The organism is Ensifer sp. NPDC090286 (assembly GCF_044769565.1).
Taxonomy (GTDB): Bacteria; Pseudomonadota; Alphaproteobacteria; order Rhizobiales; family Rhizobiaceae; genus Ensifer.
The window spans coordinates 1,569,425-1,589,029 of record NZ_JBIVYF010000001.1; the positions used below are offsets into that span (position 1 = coordinate 1,569,425).

Below are 19,605 nucleotides of genomic sequence, written 5' to 3' on the forward strand. Positions count from 1 at the left end.
ATCGCGTGCCGCCTTTTCCCATCTCCCCGGATCAATCAGCGTTGCCAGAAGGCCTTGCTCGTCTCGGCCCGCACCTGCGCCATGGTCATCCCGATATCCCTCAGCCGCTCCGGATATTGGTCGGCCATCCGCTGAAGTTGCTCGCGGACGCGAACGCGGTCCTCCCAGATGACAAGGATACGGAAGGGATCGTGACGGCCAAGGCTGTCGGCCAGATACTTGGCCGGCTGGCTGAGATCCAGCCGGACAGCATGATAGAAATCGGACATTCCGGAAAGCAGGCTGCTCATCGCCGTTCCCACCTCTTCTGGCCCCTTGGGGCGTTGAAACACTGTCGGAACTTTAGGCGTGTCGGACGCGCGCCACATCGCGCAGCTGCTGTGTTTTCCTCTCCTGCATTTGTAGTATTTTGGCGGCAGCGCCGCGTGTCCCGTTGGACGCGTGAGAGGCGCTGTGGCACCTTGCCGTATGTCGCCATTGAAAACGGCCCGGTCAGATGGCAGGAAGCAGCCATGAACCGTATCCCGACACCACAGGTCGCCACCGAAACCCTGTCAGACCGCGAGCGCGCCGTGGCCGAGCGCTTTGCCGCCGGCCTGACCTATCGCGAAATCGGCGAGGCACTGTTCATCGCGCCGTCGACGGTGCGCACGCACCTGGCGACGATCTACGGCAAGCTCGGCGTCCGCAACAAGATCGAGCTTGCCGCCTCGGTCGCGCAGATGGTGGCCGGCAGGACGGCAACACAAGCAGTCGCGCCATCGCGGTTGGCTGAGCCAGCCTCACCGACACTCGCGGTCTTCCCCATCGAAAGCCTCAATCCGGAGGAGCGCTGGCGCCGTTTCGCCGATGGCCTGTCGTCCGATATCTGCGTCGACCTGGCCCGCTTCGCTGATATCCCGGTCATCGCCTTCCACACGATGAAACTGCTCGGCAACAGGCCCGAGAGCTTCGAAGACCATGTCCAGGCGGTTGGCGCCACCTATGCCATCACCGGGCAGCTGCGCGCCGACGACCGGCGGGTCCGCCTGACGATCCAGCTTTCCGACACGCGCAGCGGCATGACGCTCTGGAGCGAGCGCTACGAGCGCACGATGGAAGACGTGCTGACGCTGCAGGACAGCCTCACCGAAAGCGTTATCAACGTGCTCGCCGGCTGCTTCGGCACGCTGGCCGCCATCGGCCGCAAGGCGAGCCGGCAGAAGCCGCCGGGCAGCCTGCAGGCTTATGACTACTTTCTGCTGGGCGTCGAACAGCACAATCGCTTCAGCCCCGACGGCAACGCCGCCGCCATGCAGTTGCTCACCCGCTCGATCGAACTCGATCCGACGCGCGCACGCGCCTGGACGGAGCTTGCCTATGCCCATTCCATCCAGGCGGCCAACGGCTTCGGCGACGACCTCGAAAGCGCAAGAAAGAACTGGCGAAGCGCCGCCGAGGAGGCGCTGCGGCTCGATCCGACGGATCCTGCCGGCCATACCTGCATCGGCGATTTCAAAGCCTGCATCGGTGATCTCGCAGGCGCCGCCGAGGCCCATGCCCGGGCGCTCGAATATGGCAGGAACAACGCCGATACGCTGGCACTGCTCGCAGGAGCCAAGGCCCTGATCGTCGGCGATCCCGCCGATGGGATTCCCTTCATCGAGCGCGCCCTCTCGCTCAACCCACTCGGCCCGCCCTGGTACCATGGCATGTTCGGGCGCGTTCTCTTCGTCGTCGGGCGCTATCGCGAATGCCTGTCCGCGCTTGAAAAGAGTTCGCAGGAATCGCCCAACACACTGATGTTCCAGGCGATGGCGCATGCCTACCTTGGCGAGATGGTTGAAGCGGCAGAGGTCGCGGCGCGGCTGCAAACCCAGTTCCCGTCGTTCACGGTCGAGGGCTTCGTTGCCGGCTATCCGATCTCCAATCCGCCGGCGCTTTCAGCCGTTCGGGAGGGTGCCCGGTTGGCGCGGCTCGACTGACGACAGCCGTCACTTCTGCCGGCAATCGACGTCGCCCACCCGCTGCGCCGCCTCGCCTTCGAAGGTCACCGTCGCCTCGCCCTTGGCCGTGCAATCGCCCTTTTCGCCGCTGCCGGCGCGGAAATGCACCACCGGCTGGCCCTCGATCATGATGCTCGGCACCACCTCGTAAAGTTCCGGCGGGCAATTGGCGACGTCGGAGAGCCTGAGCGCCGGCTGGCCGCCGATCATCACGCTGGAAGCACCCGAGAGCGCACAGGACGGGACCGGCGTCCGTGCTTCCTCGGCCTTTGCCGGTGACATCGGCAAGGCGACGCACAGGCAGGCGATGGCGACCACAACAGATTTCATTGATCCCTCCTCAATCTCCCCTTTCGACGAAACCTACCACATGGCGACGCCGCCTCAATATTCGGTCGGTATGCTCAAGAGCTCGGCATCGGGCGTATCGAGGAAGGCCCGGACCGTCTGCGGCAGGTGCCGCGAGCCGAAGGACAGCACGCCGCAGCGCGAGAGCATCTGCCGCAAGTCCGGCTGTTCCCCGAGCGAGCGCCAGATCATCCGCGATGCGTAAGGCAGGTTCTCCTTGCGCCAGGAGACCCCCATGGTGGTGCCGCGCAGATAGACCCGCTGGTGCACTTCGAACGGCAAAAGGATCGTCTGCGCCAGCATCGGCTCCCGCCCGATGCTGCGCTCGGCGATGAAGATCCGATTTCGCCAAAGAGTGACGAGGCCGACATATTTGGAGAACTGCTGGATCTCGTTTGCGGGATCGCGGATGCGCTCGATCGATTTCACCCGGATCGAGCCCGCCTCCTCGTAGATCCGCGCGCAGGAGCAGACGACGAGGCCCGGCCACGAGAGCGACACGTGATAGGTCTGATAGTAGCCGATATGACGCCTGAGGCCGGCGATGTCGCCCGGAAAGCCCTCAAGCAACAGGCCGGCATCCGAGCGATCCCGATCCGGCCGCGTCATGCGCGCCTCGAACTGTTTGGCCGGCAACGCGAAGTCTTCCGCGGAGAGCCCGAAGAAGCGGGCAATGCGCGCGACATTGTGCGCCGACGGCCGTGCCTCGCCGGCGATATAGCGGTTGAACTGCTGCCGGTTGATGCCGATCTCGCGGCAAATCTGCGAGATCGACCGTTTGGTCGCACAGGCGAACCTGAGATTGGCGGCGAAGATTTCGACGTCCTGCACGATACTATCCGAACCCCATTCAGCGCAGTTTCAGCCCGTTCGAACCGAAGGCGCCCAGGTAGCGTAAAAGAGCGTAAGAGCGCGTCAAGTCGCGAAATTGTGTGACGGCCGGCAAACGCTAGGTTTTCCTCACAAGCATCACACAAAGGGAACCCTGAAATGACCGAATTCGCGAAGCGTCCTGACGGCCTCCTTATCCCGGCGAACATGGCTTCGACCGGCCTCAGCCGGCGCGGCTTTCTGGCCGGCACCGCAGCGCTGGGTCTTGCCGCCGGCTTCGGTGGCACGCTCGCGGCAACCGATGCACGCGCGCAAGAGCCAAAGCGCGGTGGCCATCTGAAACTTGGCCTCAAGGGCGGCGCCACCACGGATTCGCTCGATCCCGCCGCCTATAGTGGTTCGGTCTCCTTCGTCATCGGCCACCTGTGGGGCGACACACTGGTCGAATCCGACCCGAAGACCGGCGCGCCGCTGCCGGCGCTCGCCGAATCTTGGGAACCGTCTGCCGATGCGTCGCAGTGGACCTTCAAGATCCGTAGCGACGTGAGCTTCCACGACGGCAGCAAGCTGACGGTCGCCGACGTCGTCGCGACGCTGAAGCGCCATGCGGACGAAGGCTCGAAGTCCGGCGCGCTCGGGCTGATGCGCTCGATCAAGACGATCGAGGAGAAGGCAGGCAGCCTGGTGCTGACGCTCACCGAAGGCAATGCCGACCTGCCGCTGCTTCTGACCGACTACCACCTGATCATCCAGCCGAAGGGCGGCGTCGACAATCCGGCCTCGCCCATCGGCACCGGTCCCTACAAGCTTTCAAGCTACGAGGCTGGCCTGCGAGCCACCTTTGAAAAGAACGCCGACGACTGGCGCTCCGACCGCGGCTTCGTCGACAGTGTCGAGATCATCGTGATGAACGACACGACGGCGCGCATTGCAGCACTTTCCTCCGGTCAGGTCCATTTCATCAACAACATCGACCCGAAGACCGTGCCGCTCTTGAAGCGCGCCCCGCGTGTCGAGATCCTGCGCACCGCCGGCAAGGGCTTCTACAGCTTCCTGATGCATTGCGACACCGCGCCCTTCGACAACAACGACCTGCGGCTGGCGCTGAAATATGCGGTAGACCGCCAGGCGATCCTCGATCGGGTGCTCGGCGGCTTCGGCACGCTCGGCAACGACTATCCGGTCAACGGCAACTATGCGCTGGCACCTGAGGGCATCGAGCAGCGCGCCTATGACCCGGACAAGGCCGCCTTCCACTTCAAGAAGTCCGGCCACGACAGGCCGATCCTCTTGCGCACCTCCGACGCCGCCTTCCCCGGGGCTTCCGACGCCGCCGTGCTCTTCCAGGAAAGCGCCAAGAAGGCCGGCATCGAGATCGAAGTGCGCCGCGAGCCGGAAGACGGCTACTGGACCAATGTCTGGAACGTGCAGCCGTTCTGCGCCTCCTATTGGGGCGGAAGGCCGACGCAGGATTCGCGCTACTCGACCTCCTACCTCTCGACCGCCGAGTGGAACGACACGCGCTTCAAGCGCGAGGATTTCGACAAGCTGCTGCTTCAGGCCCGCTCCGAGCTCGACGAAGCCAAGCGCAAGGAGATGTATCACACCATGGCGATGACGGTGCGCGACGAAGGCGGCCTGATCCTGCCGGTCTTCAACGACTACGTGAACGCCGCCTCCGCCTCGCTCAAGGGCTTTGTCGACGACATCGGCAACGACCTCTCGAACGGCTACGTCGGCAGCCGCGTCTGGTTCGACAGCTAAGCCATTGCGATGAAAGCCGGACGCGGGTTCGCGTCCGGGACTTCCCGAGAGACCAAAGAGATCGTTAGAACCAAAATGTCAGAACGCGAATTCACTGTCATAGAAAACGAATGGATCCGGCTGAAGGATGGCACCGAGCTTGCCGCCCGCATCTGGATGCCCGCCGGCGCTAAGGCCGATCCGGTTCCGGCCGTGCTCGAATACCTGCCCTACCGCAAGCAGGGCGGCACGAGCCTGCGTGACGAGTCCACCTACCCCGTCTTTGCCGCCGCCGGCATTGCCGGCGTCCGCGTCGACATCAGAGGTTCAGGCGAAAGCGAAGGCGTGATCGACGGCGAATATACGCGGCGCGAGCTTTCCGACGGCTGCGAGATCGTCGAATGGATTGCCGCCCAGCCCTGGTCCAACGGCAAGGTCGGCATGATGGGCATCTCCTGGGGCGGCTTCAACTGCCTGCAGGTCGCGGCCTTGAGACCGCCGGCGTTGAAAGCCGTCATCTCCATCGCCTCCACGGTCGACCGCTACAACGACGACATCCACTACAAGAACGGCTGCCATCTCTCGGCCCAGCTGTCCTGGGCGGCGACCATGCTCGGCTACCAGTCGCGCTCGCCGGATCCCGCCATCGTCGGCGACCGCTGGAAGCAGATGTGGATGGAGCGGTTGGAGAAAGAACCCTTCTTCATGGAGGAGTGGCTGGAGCACCAGCGTCGCGACGAATTCTGGCAGCACGGGTCGATCTGCGAAGATTTCGACAGGGTCGGCATTCCGGCGCTGGTCATCGCCGGCTGGGCCGACGGCTACCGCAACACGCCCCTGAAGGCGGTCGAAGGCCTTGGCGACAGGGCCAAGGCGCTGATCGGCCCGTGGGTGCACAAATACCCGCATTTCGCCTTCCCGAAGCCGCGCGCCGATTTCCATGGCGAGGCGATCCGCTGGTGGAACCGCTGGCTGCGCGACGAGGAAAACGGCGCCGAGAACGGACCGCAGGTGCGTGCCTATATCCTCGACGGCCCGCGCCCGTCGCTTCGGCGCGACAGCGATCCGGGCCGCTGGGTGGCGAAGGACGCCTGGACCGCACCGGAAATGCAGCTTTTCGGCGTCTCGCATGACGGACGGCTGACGCCATCTGCCGGCGGCACCGGCATCGGCGAGGTCTACCTGAAATCGCCACTCGATACCGGCACGGCGTCCGGCGAGTACTTCACGCTGAAGCCCGATGCCGAAATGGCCGGCGACCAGCGCATCGACGATGCCGGCTCGCTTGTCTTCGAAACCGCGCCGCTGCTGGAAGCGGCCGACTATCTCGGCCAGCCGACGCTGACCGTCGACGTCACCTGCCAGGCGCCGACCGCCAATCTCGCCGTCCGCCTGGTCGACGTGCATCCTGACGGTACCGCCACCCGCGTCGCCTTCGGCGTGCTCAACCTGGCGCACCGCGACAGCAACACCCAGCCGCGCGCCATGGAGCCCGGCCGCAAGACGCGGATAACGCTCACGCTCGATGCCTGCGGCTACCGCTTCCGCGCGGGAAATCGCATCCGCGTCTCGCTCTCGACCTCCTATTGGCCGCTGATCCTTCCCGCCCCCACCGATCCGGGTCTTTCGATCGACACGGCAAGCCTGTCGCTCGCCCTTCCGCTGCTGGGCGCGCACAAGGAGATCGTCGTGCCCGAGCCGGAGAACCCCGATCCGCTGCCAAAGTATCGCGAGCTGACGCGCGGCATTTCGAGCCGCACCGTCGAGCGCGACATGACCCACGGCATGACCCACTACCGGATCTACGAGGACACCGGGCTGTCCGAACATCCGGATACGGGCCTTGCCACCCAGGACATCCGCGACGAGACCTGGTCGATCGCACCGGACGACCCGCTGTCGATGATCGGCACCTCGACCTGGACCTGCGTCGCCAAGCGCGAGGGCTGGTCGGTGCGCACCGTCGCGACCTCGACGCTCCACTGCACACAGAACGAGTGGATCACCGAGGCCGAGGTCGTCGCCTACGAGGGCGACACGCCGATCTTCGAGAAGCACTTCAAGAAGCGCATCCCGCGCGATTTCATGTGAGCGGCACCCACGGAGCGGGCCGGCGGCCGATCGGCGCCACGCCCGCTCCGGCGGCCCTGTCTTGACATCGTCGGCACATCATTGTACCAATCGGTAAATACTTGACCGATCGGTACACAAATGCGCCATTTCTTCTCGCGTCATCAGCCTCCCGTTCATATCAACCGTGGCCTGATTGCCGGCATCGGCGGCCTCGTCGCCATCGCCGCCGTCGGCGCGCTGACAGGCCTTGTCGGCCACCCCATGCTGATGGCGCCCTTCGGCGCCAGCTGCGTGCTGATCTTCTCCGTCACGGCGAGCCCGCTGTCGCAGCCGGCCAACGTCGTCGGCGGCCACTTCGTCGCCACGCTCGTCGGCCTGGTCCTCAGATCAGTCTTTCCGAACGAGTGGTGGGCGGTCGCCATCGCCGTCGGTGCGGCGATCGCGCTGATGGCGGCGCTCCGCATCACCCATCCGCCGGCGGGCGCCAACCCACTCGTCGTCTTTGCCGCCGATCCCGGCTTCGAATTCCTGCTCTTCCCGGTGCTGACCGGCTCGCTTATTCTCGTCGCCGTTGGCGCGCTGTTCCACCGCTTCGCCAAGGTCGAGTATCCGCTGGCGAGGAAGCCCGCATGAGCCGCGTCGTCACGGAGCGAAAGGACGTCATCTCCATGCTTGCGGAAATTTTCCGCGAGCACGGTTATGACGGCACCAGCCTCAGCCTGATCACCGAGAAGACCGGGCTCGGCAAAGGCAGCCTCTACCACTTCTTCCCGGGCGGGAAGGAGGAGATGGCCGAGGCCGTGCTTGGCGATATCTCCGCCTGGTTCCGCACGCACATCTTCGAGCCGCTACGCAATGCCGAAGATCCCGCCGCGGCGCTGGACGCGATGTTTGCCGCCGTCGACGGCTACTTCCGCCAGGGCAGACGCCTCTGCCTGATGGGGGTGATCGCCACCAGCGGCGCGCACGACCGCTTCGCCCGCGAACTCAACCGCTATTTCTCCGACTGGCGCGCCGATCTTTCCGTCACGCTTGAACGCGCCGGCACGCCCGCTGCCGAGTGCGACGGCCTTGCCGAGGAAATCGTCGGCGGCATCCAGGGCGCGCTGATCCTTGCCCGCAGCCTGGAGGACCCCGGTGCCTTCGGCCGGGTGCTGACCCGCCTCAAGGCGCGGTGCCTCACGGTATCATCGTAAAGCAGGCGACCAGGCTTCCTCCCTCACCCAAATTGACAAAAATCAGATCGTTGCTTGAGCCAGCCTTGACAATCGCCTTTGCGCCCGGATATTAACCGATGAGTTAAATAACTCTACGGTTAAAGACTGGGCACATTGGGGCGCCCAGAGGAGGAGGATTCATGACAGCGGCGACCGCAAACGCAGCACGCAAGGATATCAGCTTGGAAATCGTGCGCGACTTCGAGGCGCCGATAAACCTCGTCTTCAAGGTCTGGTCGACGCCGGAGCATCTGTTGCGCTGGTGGGGGCCGCGGGATTTCACGCCGCATTCGGTCAACATGGACTTCCGTCCGGGCGGCGCTTGGCGCGCCTGCATCCGTTCGCCCGAAGGCCAGGACTATTGGATGGGCGGCATCTTTCGCGAAGTGCGCGAGCCCGAGAAGCTGGTCTTCACCTTCGCCTGGGATGAAGACGGCGAGCCCGGCAGCGACACGCTGATCACCGTTTCCTTTGCCGATATCGGCGGCAAGACGCGGCTGGTCTTCCAGCAAACACCATTCGAGACCGTCGAAGAGCGCGACTCGCACCAGGATGGCTGGGGCGAGTGCCTCGAGCGGCTCAGGGATTACGTCGACCATGTCTAACATCGCAAACCTTGAAACCGAAAACGCGCCCGGTCCGAAGGCGACCCGGCGCGAATGGATCGGGCTCGCCGTGCTGGCGCTGCCCTGCATGCTCTATTCCATGGACCTGACGGTGCTGAACCTCGCCGTCCCGCAGCTTGCCGAACAGCTCAAGCCCTCGGCCGCCCAGCTTCTCTGGATCATCGATATCTACGGCTTCATGGTCGCAGGCTCGCTGATCACCATGGGCACGCTCGGCGATCGCATCGGCCGGCGCCGGCTGCTGATGATCGGCTCGGTCGCCTTTGGCCTGGCGTCGATCTTCGCCGCCTTTGCCTGGAATGCCGAGACCCTGATCATCGCGCGTGCCGTGCTCGGTGTGGCGGCGGCGACCCTTGCGCCCTCCACCCTCTCGCTCATCCGCAACATGTTCCTCGACGATCGCCAGCGCACCTTTGCGATTGGGGTGTGGATCGCCAGCTTCTCGGCCGGCGGCGCCATCGGCCCCGTGGTCGGCGGGCTGATGCTGTCGCAATTCTGGTGGGGTTCGGTCTTCCTGCTCGCCGTGCCGGTCATGGTGCTGATCCTCATCCTCGGCCCGATCCTCCTGCCGGAATTCCGCGACCCCGAGGCCGGCCGGATCGACCTCGTCAGCGCCGCCCAGTCGCTCGTCGCCGTGCTTTCGGTGATCTACGGCATGAAGCACGTTGCCGAGGCCGGCTTCGATACCATCGCGGCCTTCTTCATCCTGCTCGGCATCGTCGTCGCGATCCTGTTTGCGCGGCGCCAGCTCCGTCTCGCCGACCCGCTGATCGACCTGGCGCTGTTCAGGACGCCGGCCTTCAGCGCCGCCCTTGGCGTCAACATTCTCGGCCTGTTCGTCGGCTTCGGCGCCTTCCTGTTCGTGGCGCAGTACCTGCAGCTGGTGCTTGGGCTCACCCCCTTCGTTGCCGGTCTCTGGTCCGTGCCGACGGGCGTGGCGATGATCGTCGCGTCGATGACCGTGCCGATGCTTGCCACCCGTTTTGCCGCCTCAAACCTGATTGCGGCGGGCTTCGTGCTGACGGCGATCGGCTTTGCCATCTGCACCCAGGTCGGCACCGAAAGCAGCCCGCTGCTGGTGACGACCGGCCTCGTCGTGCTCTGCCTCGGCTTTGCCCCCGTCGGTACTCTGACGACGGACATGATCGTCGGCTCGGCACCGCCGGAGCGCGCCGGTGCAGCGTCAGCCATCTCCGAGACCAGCTTCGAGTTCGGCGGTGCGCTCGGCATTGCCGTACTCGGCAGCCTTTTGACCTCGGCCTATCGCGGCCGCATGGACCAGCTGGTGGTCACCGGCCTGCCGGAGGAAACCGTAGCCGCCGCCCGCCAGACACTCGGCGGCGCTGTCGCCGTGGCTGCCGACCTGCCACCTGCAGAGGCCGAACGGCTGCTGACGGCGGCGCGCGACGTCTTCACCCAGTCCTTCGCCTTCACCGCCTCGATCTGCGTGCTGCTATCGCTCGGCACCGCACTCATCGCCTTCCTGCTCCTGCGCAAGGCCAGCGATGACGGTGACGGCAAGGCGCAGGTGGCCGCCGATCAGCCGGCGCCTTCGGGCAACGCGGGATAACGGTGCCCGGCGCCAGACGCCAGACCGGAAACGCAAAGGTGCGCAAATCTCAAGCGGCGCCGGCCTCGGCCGGCGGGTGGTGATCTGCGCCCAATCCCAGGGAGGAAACCGATGAAGAAGCTCTATCGCGGCAGCTGCCACTGCAAGGCCGTCACCTTCGAAGGCCAGCTCGATCTTGCCGAGGGCATCCGCCGCTGCAACTGCTCCTTCTGCGCCAAGACGCGCATGCAGAAGGCCTTCGCGCTGCGCGAGGAATTCGAGATCACGTCAGGCAAGGACCGGCTGACGAGTTACCGGGCCGACAATTCGAGCTGGATCGAAGGCGACGTCGATCACTACTTTTGCAGCCGCTGCGGTGTCCGGCCCTTCTCGCGCGGCTACCACAAGGATTTCATCGGCCACTTCTACGCGGTCAATGTCGCCTGCCTCGATGGCGTCAGCGACGCGGAACTCGCCGCGGCGCCGATCATCTTTGAAAACGGCCGCGACGACGACCACTTCAACACGCCCGCCGACACGCGCTTCATGTAGGCGCGGCGGCCTGTCAGGCGACGGTCAGCGCCCGGAGCGCATCGAGCGCCCGCTCGGCATCTGCTTCCGGCACGAAAATATGGTCGTGGTAATAGGCGGCGATCACATTGGCGCTGATGCCTTCGCGCGTCAGCGCCGCAGAAACGGCGGCCGTCAGGCCGACCGCTTCGAGCGCCGAGTGCACGTTGAGCGTAATGCGGCGCAGCAACGGGCCGTAGCCGAGCCCCGCCCCGTCGGCGGCAGCGCGGGTAACGACCAGCGTCAGCCCTTCGTCCTCGCGATAGGTGGCAAGCGGCTCCAGCGCCTGGTAGCGCGCCGCGTCCCGATAGGCGACGGTGCAATAGACATAGGTCTGCGGAAACAGCACCGGGCTCATCGTCGCCAGGAGTTTCGCGAGATCCGTTTCTCCAGCCATGGCATCGTCCCCTGTTCTCGGCGCCTCATATCCGTCCAGTGGTAGCGGATCGTCACGTTGGCGTGAAGCACGCGATCGCGATTTGACCGTTGCCAATCCCATGAAAACATGAGGTCATCGAACGTCCGGCGCTGAAGCCGGACGATGGGAGGACGCGATGGCGCGCAGCAAGTCGGCACAGATCGCAGGCAGACCTTTCATGAACCTGGCAGCGGCAGTCTTTGCCGCGCTGATGGCATCGGCGCCGGTCGCCGCCGCCCAGGAACCGGCCGTCGTAATTCCGCCGCCTTCGCTGGACGAGAAATCATCCGCATCGACGGAAGTCGCCGTCTTCGCCGGCGGCTGCTTCTGGGGTGTTCAGGGCGTCTTCCAGCACCTCAAAGGCGTGAAGAAGGCCGTCTCCGGCTATGCCGGCGGCACGGCGGCAACCGCCGACTACGAGACGGTGAGCGGCGGCAAGACCGGCCACGCGGAATCGGTGGAAGTGACCTTCGATCCGCGCGAAGTGACCTATGGCCGGCTGCTGCAGGTGTTCTTCTCCGTCGCCCACAATCCGACGCAACTCAACTACCAGGGGCCGGATCATGGTCCCCAGTATCGCTCGGCGCTCTTTGCCGTCACGGATGAACAGAAGCGGATCGCCGATGCCTATATAGACCAGCTCGGCAAGTCTGGCGCCTTCCCGGCGAGGATCGTCACGCAGGTCTCGCCCTTCAAGGGATTCTACGCCGCCGAGGACTACCATCAGGATTTCCTGACCCGAAACCCGACCCATCCCTACATCGTCTATAACGACCTGCCGAAGATCGAGAACCTGAGAACCCTGTTCCCTGACGCTTTCCAGGCAAATCCGGTGCTGGTGTTCAAGGCGAAGAGTTAGGGCCGTTCCAGCCGACACGACGGTTCGGCGTTGCCGCACCCGCTGCCAGCGCGTCAGCGCGTCCCGACGAGAACAGCCACCCCTTTCGCCAGCCGGCGGAAGCCGTCCCGCGCGCCCTCGCTCATGTGCCGCGCCCTGAGCCAGGCGTGGATCATCTGCGGCTCCTCGCGGAAGGTGACGTTGACGCCGGCGGCCGCAAGTCGTGCCGCATAGATTCGCGCATCGTCGCGCAAGGGATCGAAGAAGGCGCCGGTGATGTAGCTCGGCGGCAGGCCGGAAAGGTCCGTTTCCGCCAAGGGTGCGGCGAAAGGATTGTCAACCGGCGCCTTCAGGATATCGCGATAGTAGCTGACATCGGCGGTCGTCAGCCCCGGCGCCTCGGCCATCTCCTCGTAAGATCCCGAGACAAGATCGCCGCCAAGGCCCGGATAGATCAGCGCCTGGCCGACAATGCCCTTGAGACCTTCCGCCCGAGCCTTCAGAACGATGCCCGCCGTCAGGTTGCCGCCGGCGCTGTCACCGGCAACGACAACAGGACAGCCATCGGACAGCAATTCCTTCAGCACCGCGTAGCAATCGTCGAACGCGGCCGGCCAGACATGCTCCGGGGCCAGGCGATAATCGACCGAAACCAGTTCGGCGTGGGCAAAATCGGAGAGTTCGGCGCAGATCGCATCATGGCTGTCGAGCGAGCCGACGACAAAGCCGCCGCCGTGGATGTAGTAGATACGCGTCTCGGTCGATACCGTGGCCGGCGTGTAGTGCCGGATCGGGATGAGACCATCGACAAGTGTGTCTTCGCGGGTGAGCCCTTTCGGGCTCGGCGCATCGAATTCGGCGCAGAGCGCGTCATACCATTTGCGCTGCTGTTCGATCGGGGCATCGACCGCATCGGCCGGATAGAAGTCCTCGCAGCGGCGGTGGAAAGCGAGGATACCGGGCTCGCTCGGCATCGGTTTGGCGCTTGCCCTGTTGTCCATTTCACGTCCTCGCTCGATCAAGCGGCATCACTGGCATTCAGGTCGTCACGGGAGCGGGTCGGCTCAGAATTTGCGGGGTTGATAACACCACCCCCTGCAATTACTGATTTAGACCTCCTACCTACAATCCGCTCCGATTCTCTGTCCCGTGGTGTCTCCATGAAAGTATTGCAGGCCTTTCGCAATCGCCATCCTGTTTGCGCCGCATTGATTGGCTTCTTCGTCGCGCCGACAGTCATGATGGCATATCTCGGGCGTTGGAAGCTCGTGCTGTTGTATTTCGTGGCGGAGGTCGCGCTGTACTTTGGTGGATCCTGGGCGATAGCGGTAGCCTTCGGTACTGGCGACGCGACGTGGCTGGTGAGCCTTGCGCTGCTGGCATTCCGGGTTCTCGGCGCGATGCACGGCTATCGGCTCGCCGGCGGGCTTCCTTCGGGTCACGTCTTTCCCTGGTATGCCCGTTGGTACGGCCTCGTTCTGATCTTCATCGCCGCACCCATCGCCTTCACGTCGCTGCTGTTTCAATTTTTCAGCATGCCGGCGAATTCGATGTACCCGACGCTTCAGCCCGGCGACCGTGTCGTCGCGAACAAGTTTGCCTATGGCTACGGCAAGTTCTCGCTTCCCTTCAGAAGTGGGCCACAATCGAAGATCTTTGCGCGCAAGCCGGAACGGGGTGACCTCGTTGTTTTTGCCAACCCGGCCCAGCCCGACACCGACTACATCAAACGCGTCATCGGCTTGCCCGGCGACAAGGTGCAATTGAGGGGTGGCTACCTTTACATCAACGGACAAGCTGCGCCGAAGCAGCAAATAGAAGTGCAGCAGAGTAGCGACGTCAGGGACGGCGCGTTCGCAATCTATAGCGAGTCGCTGCCCAACGATCGCGCCTACCGCCTGGCCGAAGACAAGCCTGTCGCCGACACGCCGGAATTCATCGTCCCCGACGGCCAATATTTCGTGCTCGGCGACAACAGGAACTTCAGCGTCGACAGTCGGCACGACATCGGTTTCGTTCCCGAGGACAACATTTTTGCGAAGGTCGCCCTGGTCCTGTTCAACGACCGCAATGGTTTCGACCGCTTCGGATGGGTGAACTGACGCAAGCCAAACAAAGCGCGGCGTCACGGCGACCGACGGCGCCGCGCAAACGAGCAAGGTTCACCCGCTTGCCAGCCGCGCCCCACACCTATTAACTCGCGCCATGGCCTTCACTTTCAGACAGTTGCAGTATTTCGTCGCCGTTGCCGAACAGGGGTCGATCACCCGTGCGGCGCAGAACCTGTCGATCTCGCAATCCTCGATCACCGAGGCGATCAAGGAGCTTGAAGGCGATCTCGGCGTCGAGCTTTTCGACCGGCACCCGCGCGGCCTGTCGATCACCCATAACGGCCACCAGTTCCTGCGCCACGCCACCAAGATCCTCTCCAATGTCTCCGACGCCCGTCGGAGTTTCTCCGACAGCCGCGAGGAGACCGGCGGCAAGCTCAATCTCGGCGTCACTTCGCTGGTCGCCGGCTATGTGCTTTCCGATCTGCTTGCCCGCTATCGCCGCGCCTGCCCCGGTGTCGAGGTCAGCGCCATCGAGGACAACGGTTCCTATCTCGAACATCTGCTGATCGGCGGCGAACTCGACGTTGCCGTCATGGTCATCTCCAACCTGCGCGACCGCATGGCGCTGCAGGCGGAAATCCTCGAGACCTCGCCCTATCGGCTGTGGCTGCCGATCGGCCATCCGCTCGTCAGCGCCGACATCATCTCCGTCAGCGATATCGCCAAGGAACCGCTGATCATGCTGACAGTCGACGAAATCGAGGAGAACACCGGCAAGCTTCTGACCGCGCTCGGCGCCCGTCCGCACGTGGCATTCCGCACCCGTTCGGTGGAGGCGGTGCGCAGTCTGGTCGCGACCGGCGCCGGCATCGCGCTCCTGCCCGATCTCGTCTACCGCCCCTGGTCGCTGGAAGGCGACCGCATCGAAAGCCGGGACGTCTCCGGCGCCCTTCCCGTCGTGCAGGTCGGCATGGTCTGGCGCAAGGGTTCCGGCCTGCCACAATCGGCGCGCGACTTCGTCGGCATCGCCGAGGCGCTCCGAAGCGCCAGGCCGCGCTAATTCCCTGGATTTATTAGCCTTCTCCCGTCACTGACCACACCTTTTGCGTGCCTCCCGACTAGAGATATCGGAAAAACCGAAAGCGACATTCTGTTTAATGAATTTGCGAATACGGTGAAATGAAGGCACGCTTCATCCTGGGAACGAAGCCGCAAAACGCGGCTCAAAACTGGGAGAATTCAGATGAAGCAGATGCTCAAATCCTGCACGGCATTGACCCTGTCGCTCGGCCTTGTCGCCCCGGCATTCGCGCAGGAGCCGCTGAAGGAACTCGGCAAGGGTGAAGGCGAACTCTCCATCGTCGCCTGGGCCGGCTACATCGAGCGCGGCGAGACTGACAAGGCCTATGACTGGGTCACGGATTTCGAGAAGCAAACGGGCTGCAAGGTCTCGGTCAAGACTGCCGCCACCTCGGACGAAATGGTGGCGCTGATGAACGAAGGCGGCTTCGACCTCGTCACCGCCTCGGGCGACGCCTCGCTGCGCCTCGTCGCCGGCAAGCGCGTCCAGCCGATCAACACCGACCTCATCCCGAGCTGGAAGACCATCGACGAGCGCATGCAGAACGCCCCCTGGTATACGGTCAACGGCGTACACTACGGCACGCCTTATGTCTGGGGCCCGAACGTCCTGATGTACAACAAGGACGCCTTCAAGGGCGAAGCGCCGAAGAGCTGGAACGTTGTCTTCGAGGAAATGAACCTACCCGACGGCAAGTCCAACAAGGGCCGCGTCCAGGCCTATGACGGCCCGATCCACGTGGCCGACGCTGCCAACTACCTGATGGCGCACAAGCCGGAACTCGGCATCAAGGACCCCTACGAGCTCAACGAAGACCAGTACAAGGCAGCGCTCGAGCTGCTGCGCGGCCAGCGCAAGATCGTCGGCCGCTACTGGCACGACGCGATGATCCAGATCGACGACTTCAAGAACGAAGGCGTCGTCGCCTCCGGCTCCTGGCCGTTCCAGGTGAACCTGATGGAAGCCGAGAAGCTGCCGATCGCCTCGACCATTCCGGAAGAAGGCGTGACCGGATGGGCCGACACGACCATGCTGCATGCCGACAGCCAGCATCCGAACTGCGCCTATATGTGGATGGAACACTCGCTGTCGCCGAAGGTCCAGGGTGACGTCTCCGCCTGGTTCGGCGCCAACCCGTCGGTGGGTGCCGCCTGCAAGGGCAACGAGCTCTTGACCGACGCCGGCTGCAAGACCAACGGCTACGAGGACTTCGACAAGGTGAAGTTCTGGAAGACGCCGGTGACGAAGTGCGCAAGCCAGGGCGAATGCGTGCCCTATCACCGCTGGGTCTCCGACTATATCGGCGTGATCGGCGGCCGCTGAGCCGTCAGACCTATCGCAAGCATTTGCCCCTCACCCTGCCCCTCTCCCCGCACGCGGGGAGAGGGAACGCCCTCGGCCAAACCGCAGGGCGTGAACCTGAGGCAAGACGCCCGCCGCACGTCCCCTTCGCCCCGCCTGCAGGGAGAAGGTGCCCGGCAGGGCGGATGAGGGGCCACATTTCCGGAGCCATCCTATGACCACCGCCGTTCTCTTCGACAATGTTTCCCGCCATTTCGGCGCCGTGCGCGCCGTCGATGGCGTGAACCTCGAGATTGCCGAGGGCGAGTTCTTCGCCATGCTCGGCCCCTCCGGCTCGGGCAAGACCACGTGTCTGCGCCTGATGGCCGGCTTCGAGCAGCCGACCGGCGGCCACATCGAGATCTTCGGCGAAACCGCCGAGGGCGTGCCGCCCTATCGCCGCAGCGTCAACACCGTCTTTCAGGACTATGCCCTCTTCCCGCATCTCTCGATCCTCGACAACGTCGCCTACGGGCTGATGGTCAAGGGCGTCGGCCGCGAAGAACGCCGCAAGGCGGCCGAGGACGCGCTCGCCATGGTCAAGCTGCCGGGCTATGGCGCCCGCCGCCCCGGCCAGCTCTCCGGCGGCCAGCGCCAGCGCGTGGCGCTCGCCCGCGCGCTCGTCAACAAGCCCAAGGTGCTGCTGCTCGACGAGCCGCTCGGCGCGCTCGACCTGAAGCTGCGCGAGCAGATGCAGGAGGAACTGAAGAGCCTGCAGAAATCGCTCGGCATCACCTTCGTCTTCGTCACCCACGACCAGGGCGAGGCTCTGTCTATGGCCGACCGCATCGCCGTCTTCAACGATGGCCGCATCCAACAGCTCGGCAGCCCCGAAGACGTCTACAAGCAGCCGAAGACCCGCTTCGTCGCAGACTTCGTCGGTTCGTCCAACGTGCTGCCGCAAAAGCTCTGCCAGCGGCTCGGGCTGAAGGCACCCTTTGCCAGCCTGCGTCCCGAGGCGATCGCCATCGCCGCGCCGACCAATGGCGCGCTCAGCCTGTCGGGCACCGTCTCGGCCCATAGTTTCCTCGGCGCCGTCAACCGCGTCGTCGTCGATGTCGATGGCGCCCGCGTTGCCGTTGCCAGCCCCGCAGCCCTCGCCGTGCCCGCGCTCGGTAGCCCCGTCACCATCAGCTTCGCCGCCAACGAGCTGCACCCGATGGAGGACGCATGACCGCCTTTGCCGAACCCCTCGTGTTGCCGGAGCGCCGCGGCCCCGCCGGCCGCCTGTCGGACTTTTTCTGGCGTCACCCGCACCTGCTGTTGACACTGATGCTCGCGCCGCCGCTGCTCTGGCTCGGCGTCGTCTATCTCGGTTCGCTCTTTGCGCTTCTGCTGCAGAGCTTCTTCTCGATCGACGATTTCTCAGGGCTGATCAATTACGAGTTCACCTTTGCGACCTATCGCCAGCTCCTCAGCGAGACCAATCTCGACATCATCCTGCGCACCGTCTTGATGGCCGCAACCGTCACCATCGCTTCCGCCATCGTCGCCTTCCCGATTGCCTATTACGCGGCGCGTTACGCCCAGGGAAAATGGAAGGTGCTCTTCTATCTCGGCGTCATGCTGCCGCTCTGGTCGAGCTATCTGGTCAAGATCTATGCCTGGAAGCTGATCCTCGCCAAGGAAGGCATCCTCACCTGGATCTTCGGCAAGCTGCACCTGCTCTGGCTGCTCGACGGCTGGCTGGCGCTGCCTATCGTCGGCGGCAACTCGCTCTCGGTCAGCTACACCGGCACCTTCATCGTCTTCGTCTATGTCTGGCTGCCCTTCATGATCCTGCCGATCCAGGCGGCACTGGAGCGCGTGCCCGGCAACCTGATCGAGGCATCATCCGACCTCGGCGGCACGCCAGCGCAGACCTTCCGCTTCGTGCTGTTTCCGCTGGCGCTGCCCGGCATCGTCGCCGGCTCGATCTTCACGTTTTCGCTGACGCTCGGCGACTACATCATCCCGCAGATCGTCGGCTCGTCGCGCCTCTTCATCGGCCAGGCGGTCTACGCCCAGCAGGGCACCGCCGGCAACATCCCGCTCGCCGCCGCCTTCACCGTGGTGCCGATCGTCATCATGGGCGCCTACCTCTTCATGGCCAAACGCATGGGGGCCTTCGATGCGCTCTGATCGCCTCAACCGCTCGCCGATGGGTCTGAAGATCGCAGCCGGCATCGGCCTCGCCTTCCTGCACCTGCCGATCCTGCTCATCTTCCTCTACGCTTTCACCACTGAGGAGAAGAGCTACCAGTTCCCGCCGCCCGGCCTGACGACGCAATGGTTTGCCGTTGCCTGGAACCGGCCCGATGTCTGGGCGGCGCTGACACTCTCGGTCAAGGTCGCGTCGATCGCCACCGCCGTGGCGCTGGTGCTCGGGACCCTTTGTGCCGCCGCCGTCAGCCAGACGCGCTTCTTCGGCCGCGAAACGGTCTCGCTGCTCGTCATCCTGCCGATCGCACTTCCCGGCATCATCACCGGCATTGCGCTCCGCTCCGCTTTCTCGATGGCCGATATCCCGTTCTCGTTCTGGACCATCGTGCTCGGCCACGCGACCTTCTGCATTGTCGTCGTCTACAACAATGCGGTCGCCCGTTTCCGCCGCATCTCCGGCTCGCTGATCGAGGCCTCGATGGATCTCGGCGCCGACGGTTTCCAGACCTTCCGCCACATCATCCTGCCGAACATCGGCACGGCGCTCTTGGCCGGCGGCATGCTCGCCTTCGCGCTGTCCTTCGACGAGGTGATCGTCACCACCTTTACCGCCGGCCAGCAATCGACGCTTCCGATCTGGATGCTCGAAGAGCTGATCCGCCCGCGCCAGCGGCCGGTGACCAATGTGGTCGCCATGGTCGTGGTGCTCGTCACCTTCCTGCCGATCCTCGGCGCCTACTACCTCACCCGCGACGGCGACCAGATCGCCGGCGCCGGCAAATAACTCGA

The 19,605-nt window shown here is 64.4% G+C and carries 20 protein-coding genes; 15 read left to right on the top strand and 5 right to left on the bottom strand.

What is annotated here, in order from left to right:
* Nucleotides 1-35 precede the first annotated feature (35 nt).
* Nucleotides 36-290 carry a DUF1127 domain-containing protein gene (locus ACIQUG_RS07795; RefSeq protein WP_402319316.1) on the bottom strand — a complete coding sequence of 85 codons (255 nt, stop codon included), beginning with the start codon at nucleotides 288-290 and terminating at the stop codon, nucleotides 36-38.
* Between the two features lie 222 nt (nucleotides 291-512).
* On the opposite strand from ACIQUG_RS07795, the gene ACIQUG_RS07800 reads away from it, so the two are divergent.
* On the top strand, nucleotides 513-1,964 hold the full coding sequence (locus tag ACIQUG_RS07800) for a LuxR C-terminal-related transcriptional regulator (RefSeq protein WP_402319319.1): 1,452 nt from the start codon (nucleotides 513-515) through the stop codon (nucleotides 1,962-1,964).
* 9 nt (nucleotides 1,965-1,973) lie between these two features.
* Here ACIQUG_RS07800 and ACIQUG_RS07805 read toward each other — a convergent pair whose 3' ends face one another.
* Both ACIQUG_RS07805 and ACIQUG_RS07810 read right to left on the bottom strand, forming a co-directional pair.
* The gene (locus ACIQUG_RS07805; protein ID WP_402319322.1) at nucleotides 1,974-2,315 is read right to left on the bottom strand and encodes a PAAR domain-containing protein; all 342 of its coding nucleotides are present in this window, start codon (nucleotides 2,313-2,315) and stop codon (nucleotides 1,974-1,976) included.
* 54 nt (nucleotides 2,316-2,369) lie between these two features.
* The gene (locus ACIQUG_RS07810; protein WP_402319325.1) at nucleotides 2,370-3,164 is read right to left on the bottom strand and encodes a helix-turn-helix domain-containing protein; all 795 of its coding nucleotides are present in this window, start codon (nucleotides 3,162-3,164) and stop codon (nucleotides 2,370-2,372) included.
* A gap of 207 nt (nucleotides 3,165-3,371) precedes the next feature.
* Here ACIQUG_RS07810 and ACIQUG_RS07815 point away from each other — a divergent pair, with 207 nt between their 5' ends.
* The 7 genes from ACIQUG_RS07815 to ACIQUG_RS07845 all read left to right on the top strand — a co-directional run bounded on the left by ACIQUG_RS07815 (nucleotide 3,372) and on the right by ACIQUG_RS07845 (nucleotide 10,924).
* On the top strand, nucleotides 3,372-4,928 hold the full coding sequence (locus ACIQUG_RS07815) for an ABC transporter substrate-binding protein (protein ID WP_402320621.1): 1,557 nt from the start codon (nucleotides 3,372-3,374) through the stop codon (nucleotides 4,926-4,928).
* A 75-nt stretch (nucleotides 4,929-5,003) separates the two neighbouring features.
* The gene (locus ACIQUG_RS07820) at nucleotides 5,004-6,998 is read left to right on the top strand and encodes a CocE/NonD family hydrolase (protein WP_402319328.1); all 1,995 of its coding nucleotides are present in this window, start codon (nucleotides 5,004-5,006) and stop codon (nucleotides 6,996-6,998) included.
* 120 nt (nucleotides 6,999-7,118) lie between these two features.
* Nucleotides 7,119-7,613, top strand: a complete 495-nt coding sequence (locus tag ACIQUG_RS07825) for an HPP family protein (RefSeq protein ID WP_402319331.1) — start codon at nucleotides 7,119-7,121, stop codon at nucleotides 7,611-7,613.
* On the top strand, nucleotides 7,610-8,176 hold the full coding sequence (locus tag ACIQUG_RS07830; protein ID WP_402319334.1) for a TetR/AcrR family transcriptional regulator: 567 nt from the start codon (nucleotides 7,610-7,612) through the stop codon (nucleotides 8,174-8,176). Before ACIQUG_RS07825 ends, ACIQUG_RS07830 begins: the two co-directional genes overlap by 4 nt.
* 161 nt (nucleotides 8,177-8,337) lie before the next feature.
* Nucleotides 8,338-8,802 (top strand): SRPBCC domain-containing protein, encoded by a 465-nt coding sequence (locus tag ACIQUG_RS07835; protein WP_402319336.1) that lies wholly within the window; start codon nucleotides 8,338-8,340, stop codon nucleotides 8,800-8,802.
* Nucleotides 8,795-10,393: an MFS transporter gene (locus tag ACIQUG_RS07840; RefSeq protein WP_402319339.1), complete on the top strand. Its 1,599-nt coding sequence runs from the start codon at nucleotides 8,795-8,797 to the stop codon at nucleotides 10,391-10,393. Before ACIQUG_RS07835 ends, ACIQUG_RS07840 begins: the two co-directional genes overlap by 8 nt.
* A 111-nt stretch (nucleotides 10,394-10,504) precedes the next feature.
* A complete protein-coding gene (locus ACIQUG_RS07845) occupies nucleotides 10,505-10,924 on the top strand; it encodes a GFA family protein (protein WP_402319342.1) in 420 nt (139 codons plus the stop codon).
* A gap of 13 nt (nucleotides 10,925-10,937) precedes the next feature.
* Here ACIQUG_RS07845 and ACIQUG_RS07850 read toward each other — a convergent pair whose 3' ends face one another.
* Nucleotides 10,938-11,339 (bottom strand): ACT domain-containing protein, encoded by a 402-nt coding sequence (locus tag ACIQUG_RS07850; protein WP_402319345.1) that lies wholly within the window; start codon nucleotides 11,337-11,339, stop codon nucleotides 10,938-10,940.
* Nucleotides 11,340-11,496: 157 nt separating this feature from the next.
* On the opposite strand from ACIQUG_RS07850, the gene msrA reads away from it, so the two are divergent.
* A complete protein-coding gene (gene msrA / locus ACIQUG_RS07855; RefSeq protein ID WP_402319348.1) occupies nucleotides 11,497-12,219 on the top strand; it encodes a peptide-methionine (S)-S-oxide reductase MsrA in 723 nt (240 codons plus the stop codon).
* Nucleotides 12,220-12,272: 53 nt separating this feature from the next.
* On the opposite strand, the gene ACIQUG_RS07860 is transcribed toward msrA, so the two are convergent.
* Nucleotides 12,273-13,199, bottom strand: coding sequence for an alpha/beta hydrolase (locus ACIQUG_RS07860; protein WP_402319352.1), 927 nt, complete (start codon nucleotides 13,197-13,199; stop codon nucleotides 12,273-12,275).
* A 168-nt stretch (nucleotides 13,200-13,367) separates the two neighbouring features.
* On the opposite strand from ACIQUG_RS07860, the gene lepB reads away from it, so the two are divergent.
* From lepB to ACIQUG_RS07890, 6 genes are all read left to right on the top strand, one after another.
* Nucleotides 13,368-14,300, top strand: a complete 933-nt coding sequence (lepB, locus tag ACIQUG_RS07865; RefSeq protein WP_402319354.1) for a signal peptidase I — start codon at nucleotides 13,368-13,370, stop codon at nucleotides 14,298-14,300.
* Between the two features lie 103 nt (nucleotides 14,301-14,403).
* Nucleotides 14,404-15,312, top strand: coding sequence for a LysR family transcriptional regulator (locus ACIQUG_RS07870; RefSeq protein ID WP_043624663.1), 909 nt, complete (start codon nucleotides 14,404-14,406; stop codon nucleotides 15,310-15,312).
* A 183-nt stretch (nucleotides 15,313-15,495) separates the two neighbouring features.
* Nucleotides 15,496-16,656 (top strand): ABC transporter substrate-binding protein, encoded by a 1,161-nt coding sequence (locus ACIQUG_RS07875; protein WP_043624660.1) that lies wholly within the window; start codon nucleotides 15,496-15,498, stop codon nucleotides 16,654-16,656.
* A gap of 193 nt (nucleotides 16,657-16,849) precedes the next feature.
* A complete protein-coding gene (locus ACIQUG_RS07880) occupies nucleotides 16,850-17,848 on the top strand; it encodes an ABC transporter ATP-binding protein (protein WP_402319358.1) in 999 nt (332 codons plus the stop codon).
* Complete coding sequence (locus tag ACIQUG_RS07885; protein ID WP_402319361.1) at nucleotides 17,845-18,795, top strand: ABC transporter permease; 951 nt, start codon at nucleotides 17,845-17,847, stop codon at nucleotides 18,793-18,795. Before ACIQUG_RS07880 ends, ACIQUG_RS07885 begins: the two co-directional genes overlap by 4 nt.
* Nucleotides 18,785-19,600, top strand: coding sequence for an ABC transporter permease (locus ACIQUG_RS07890; protein ID WP_402319364.1), 816 nt, complete (start codon nucleotides 18,785-18,787; stop codon nucleotides 19,598-19,600). The genes ACIQUG_RS07885 and ACIQUG_RS07890 overlap by 11 nt, the downstream gene beginning before the upstream one ends.
* Nucleotides 19,601-19,605: the final 5 nt, after the last annotated feature.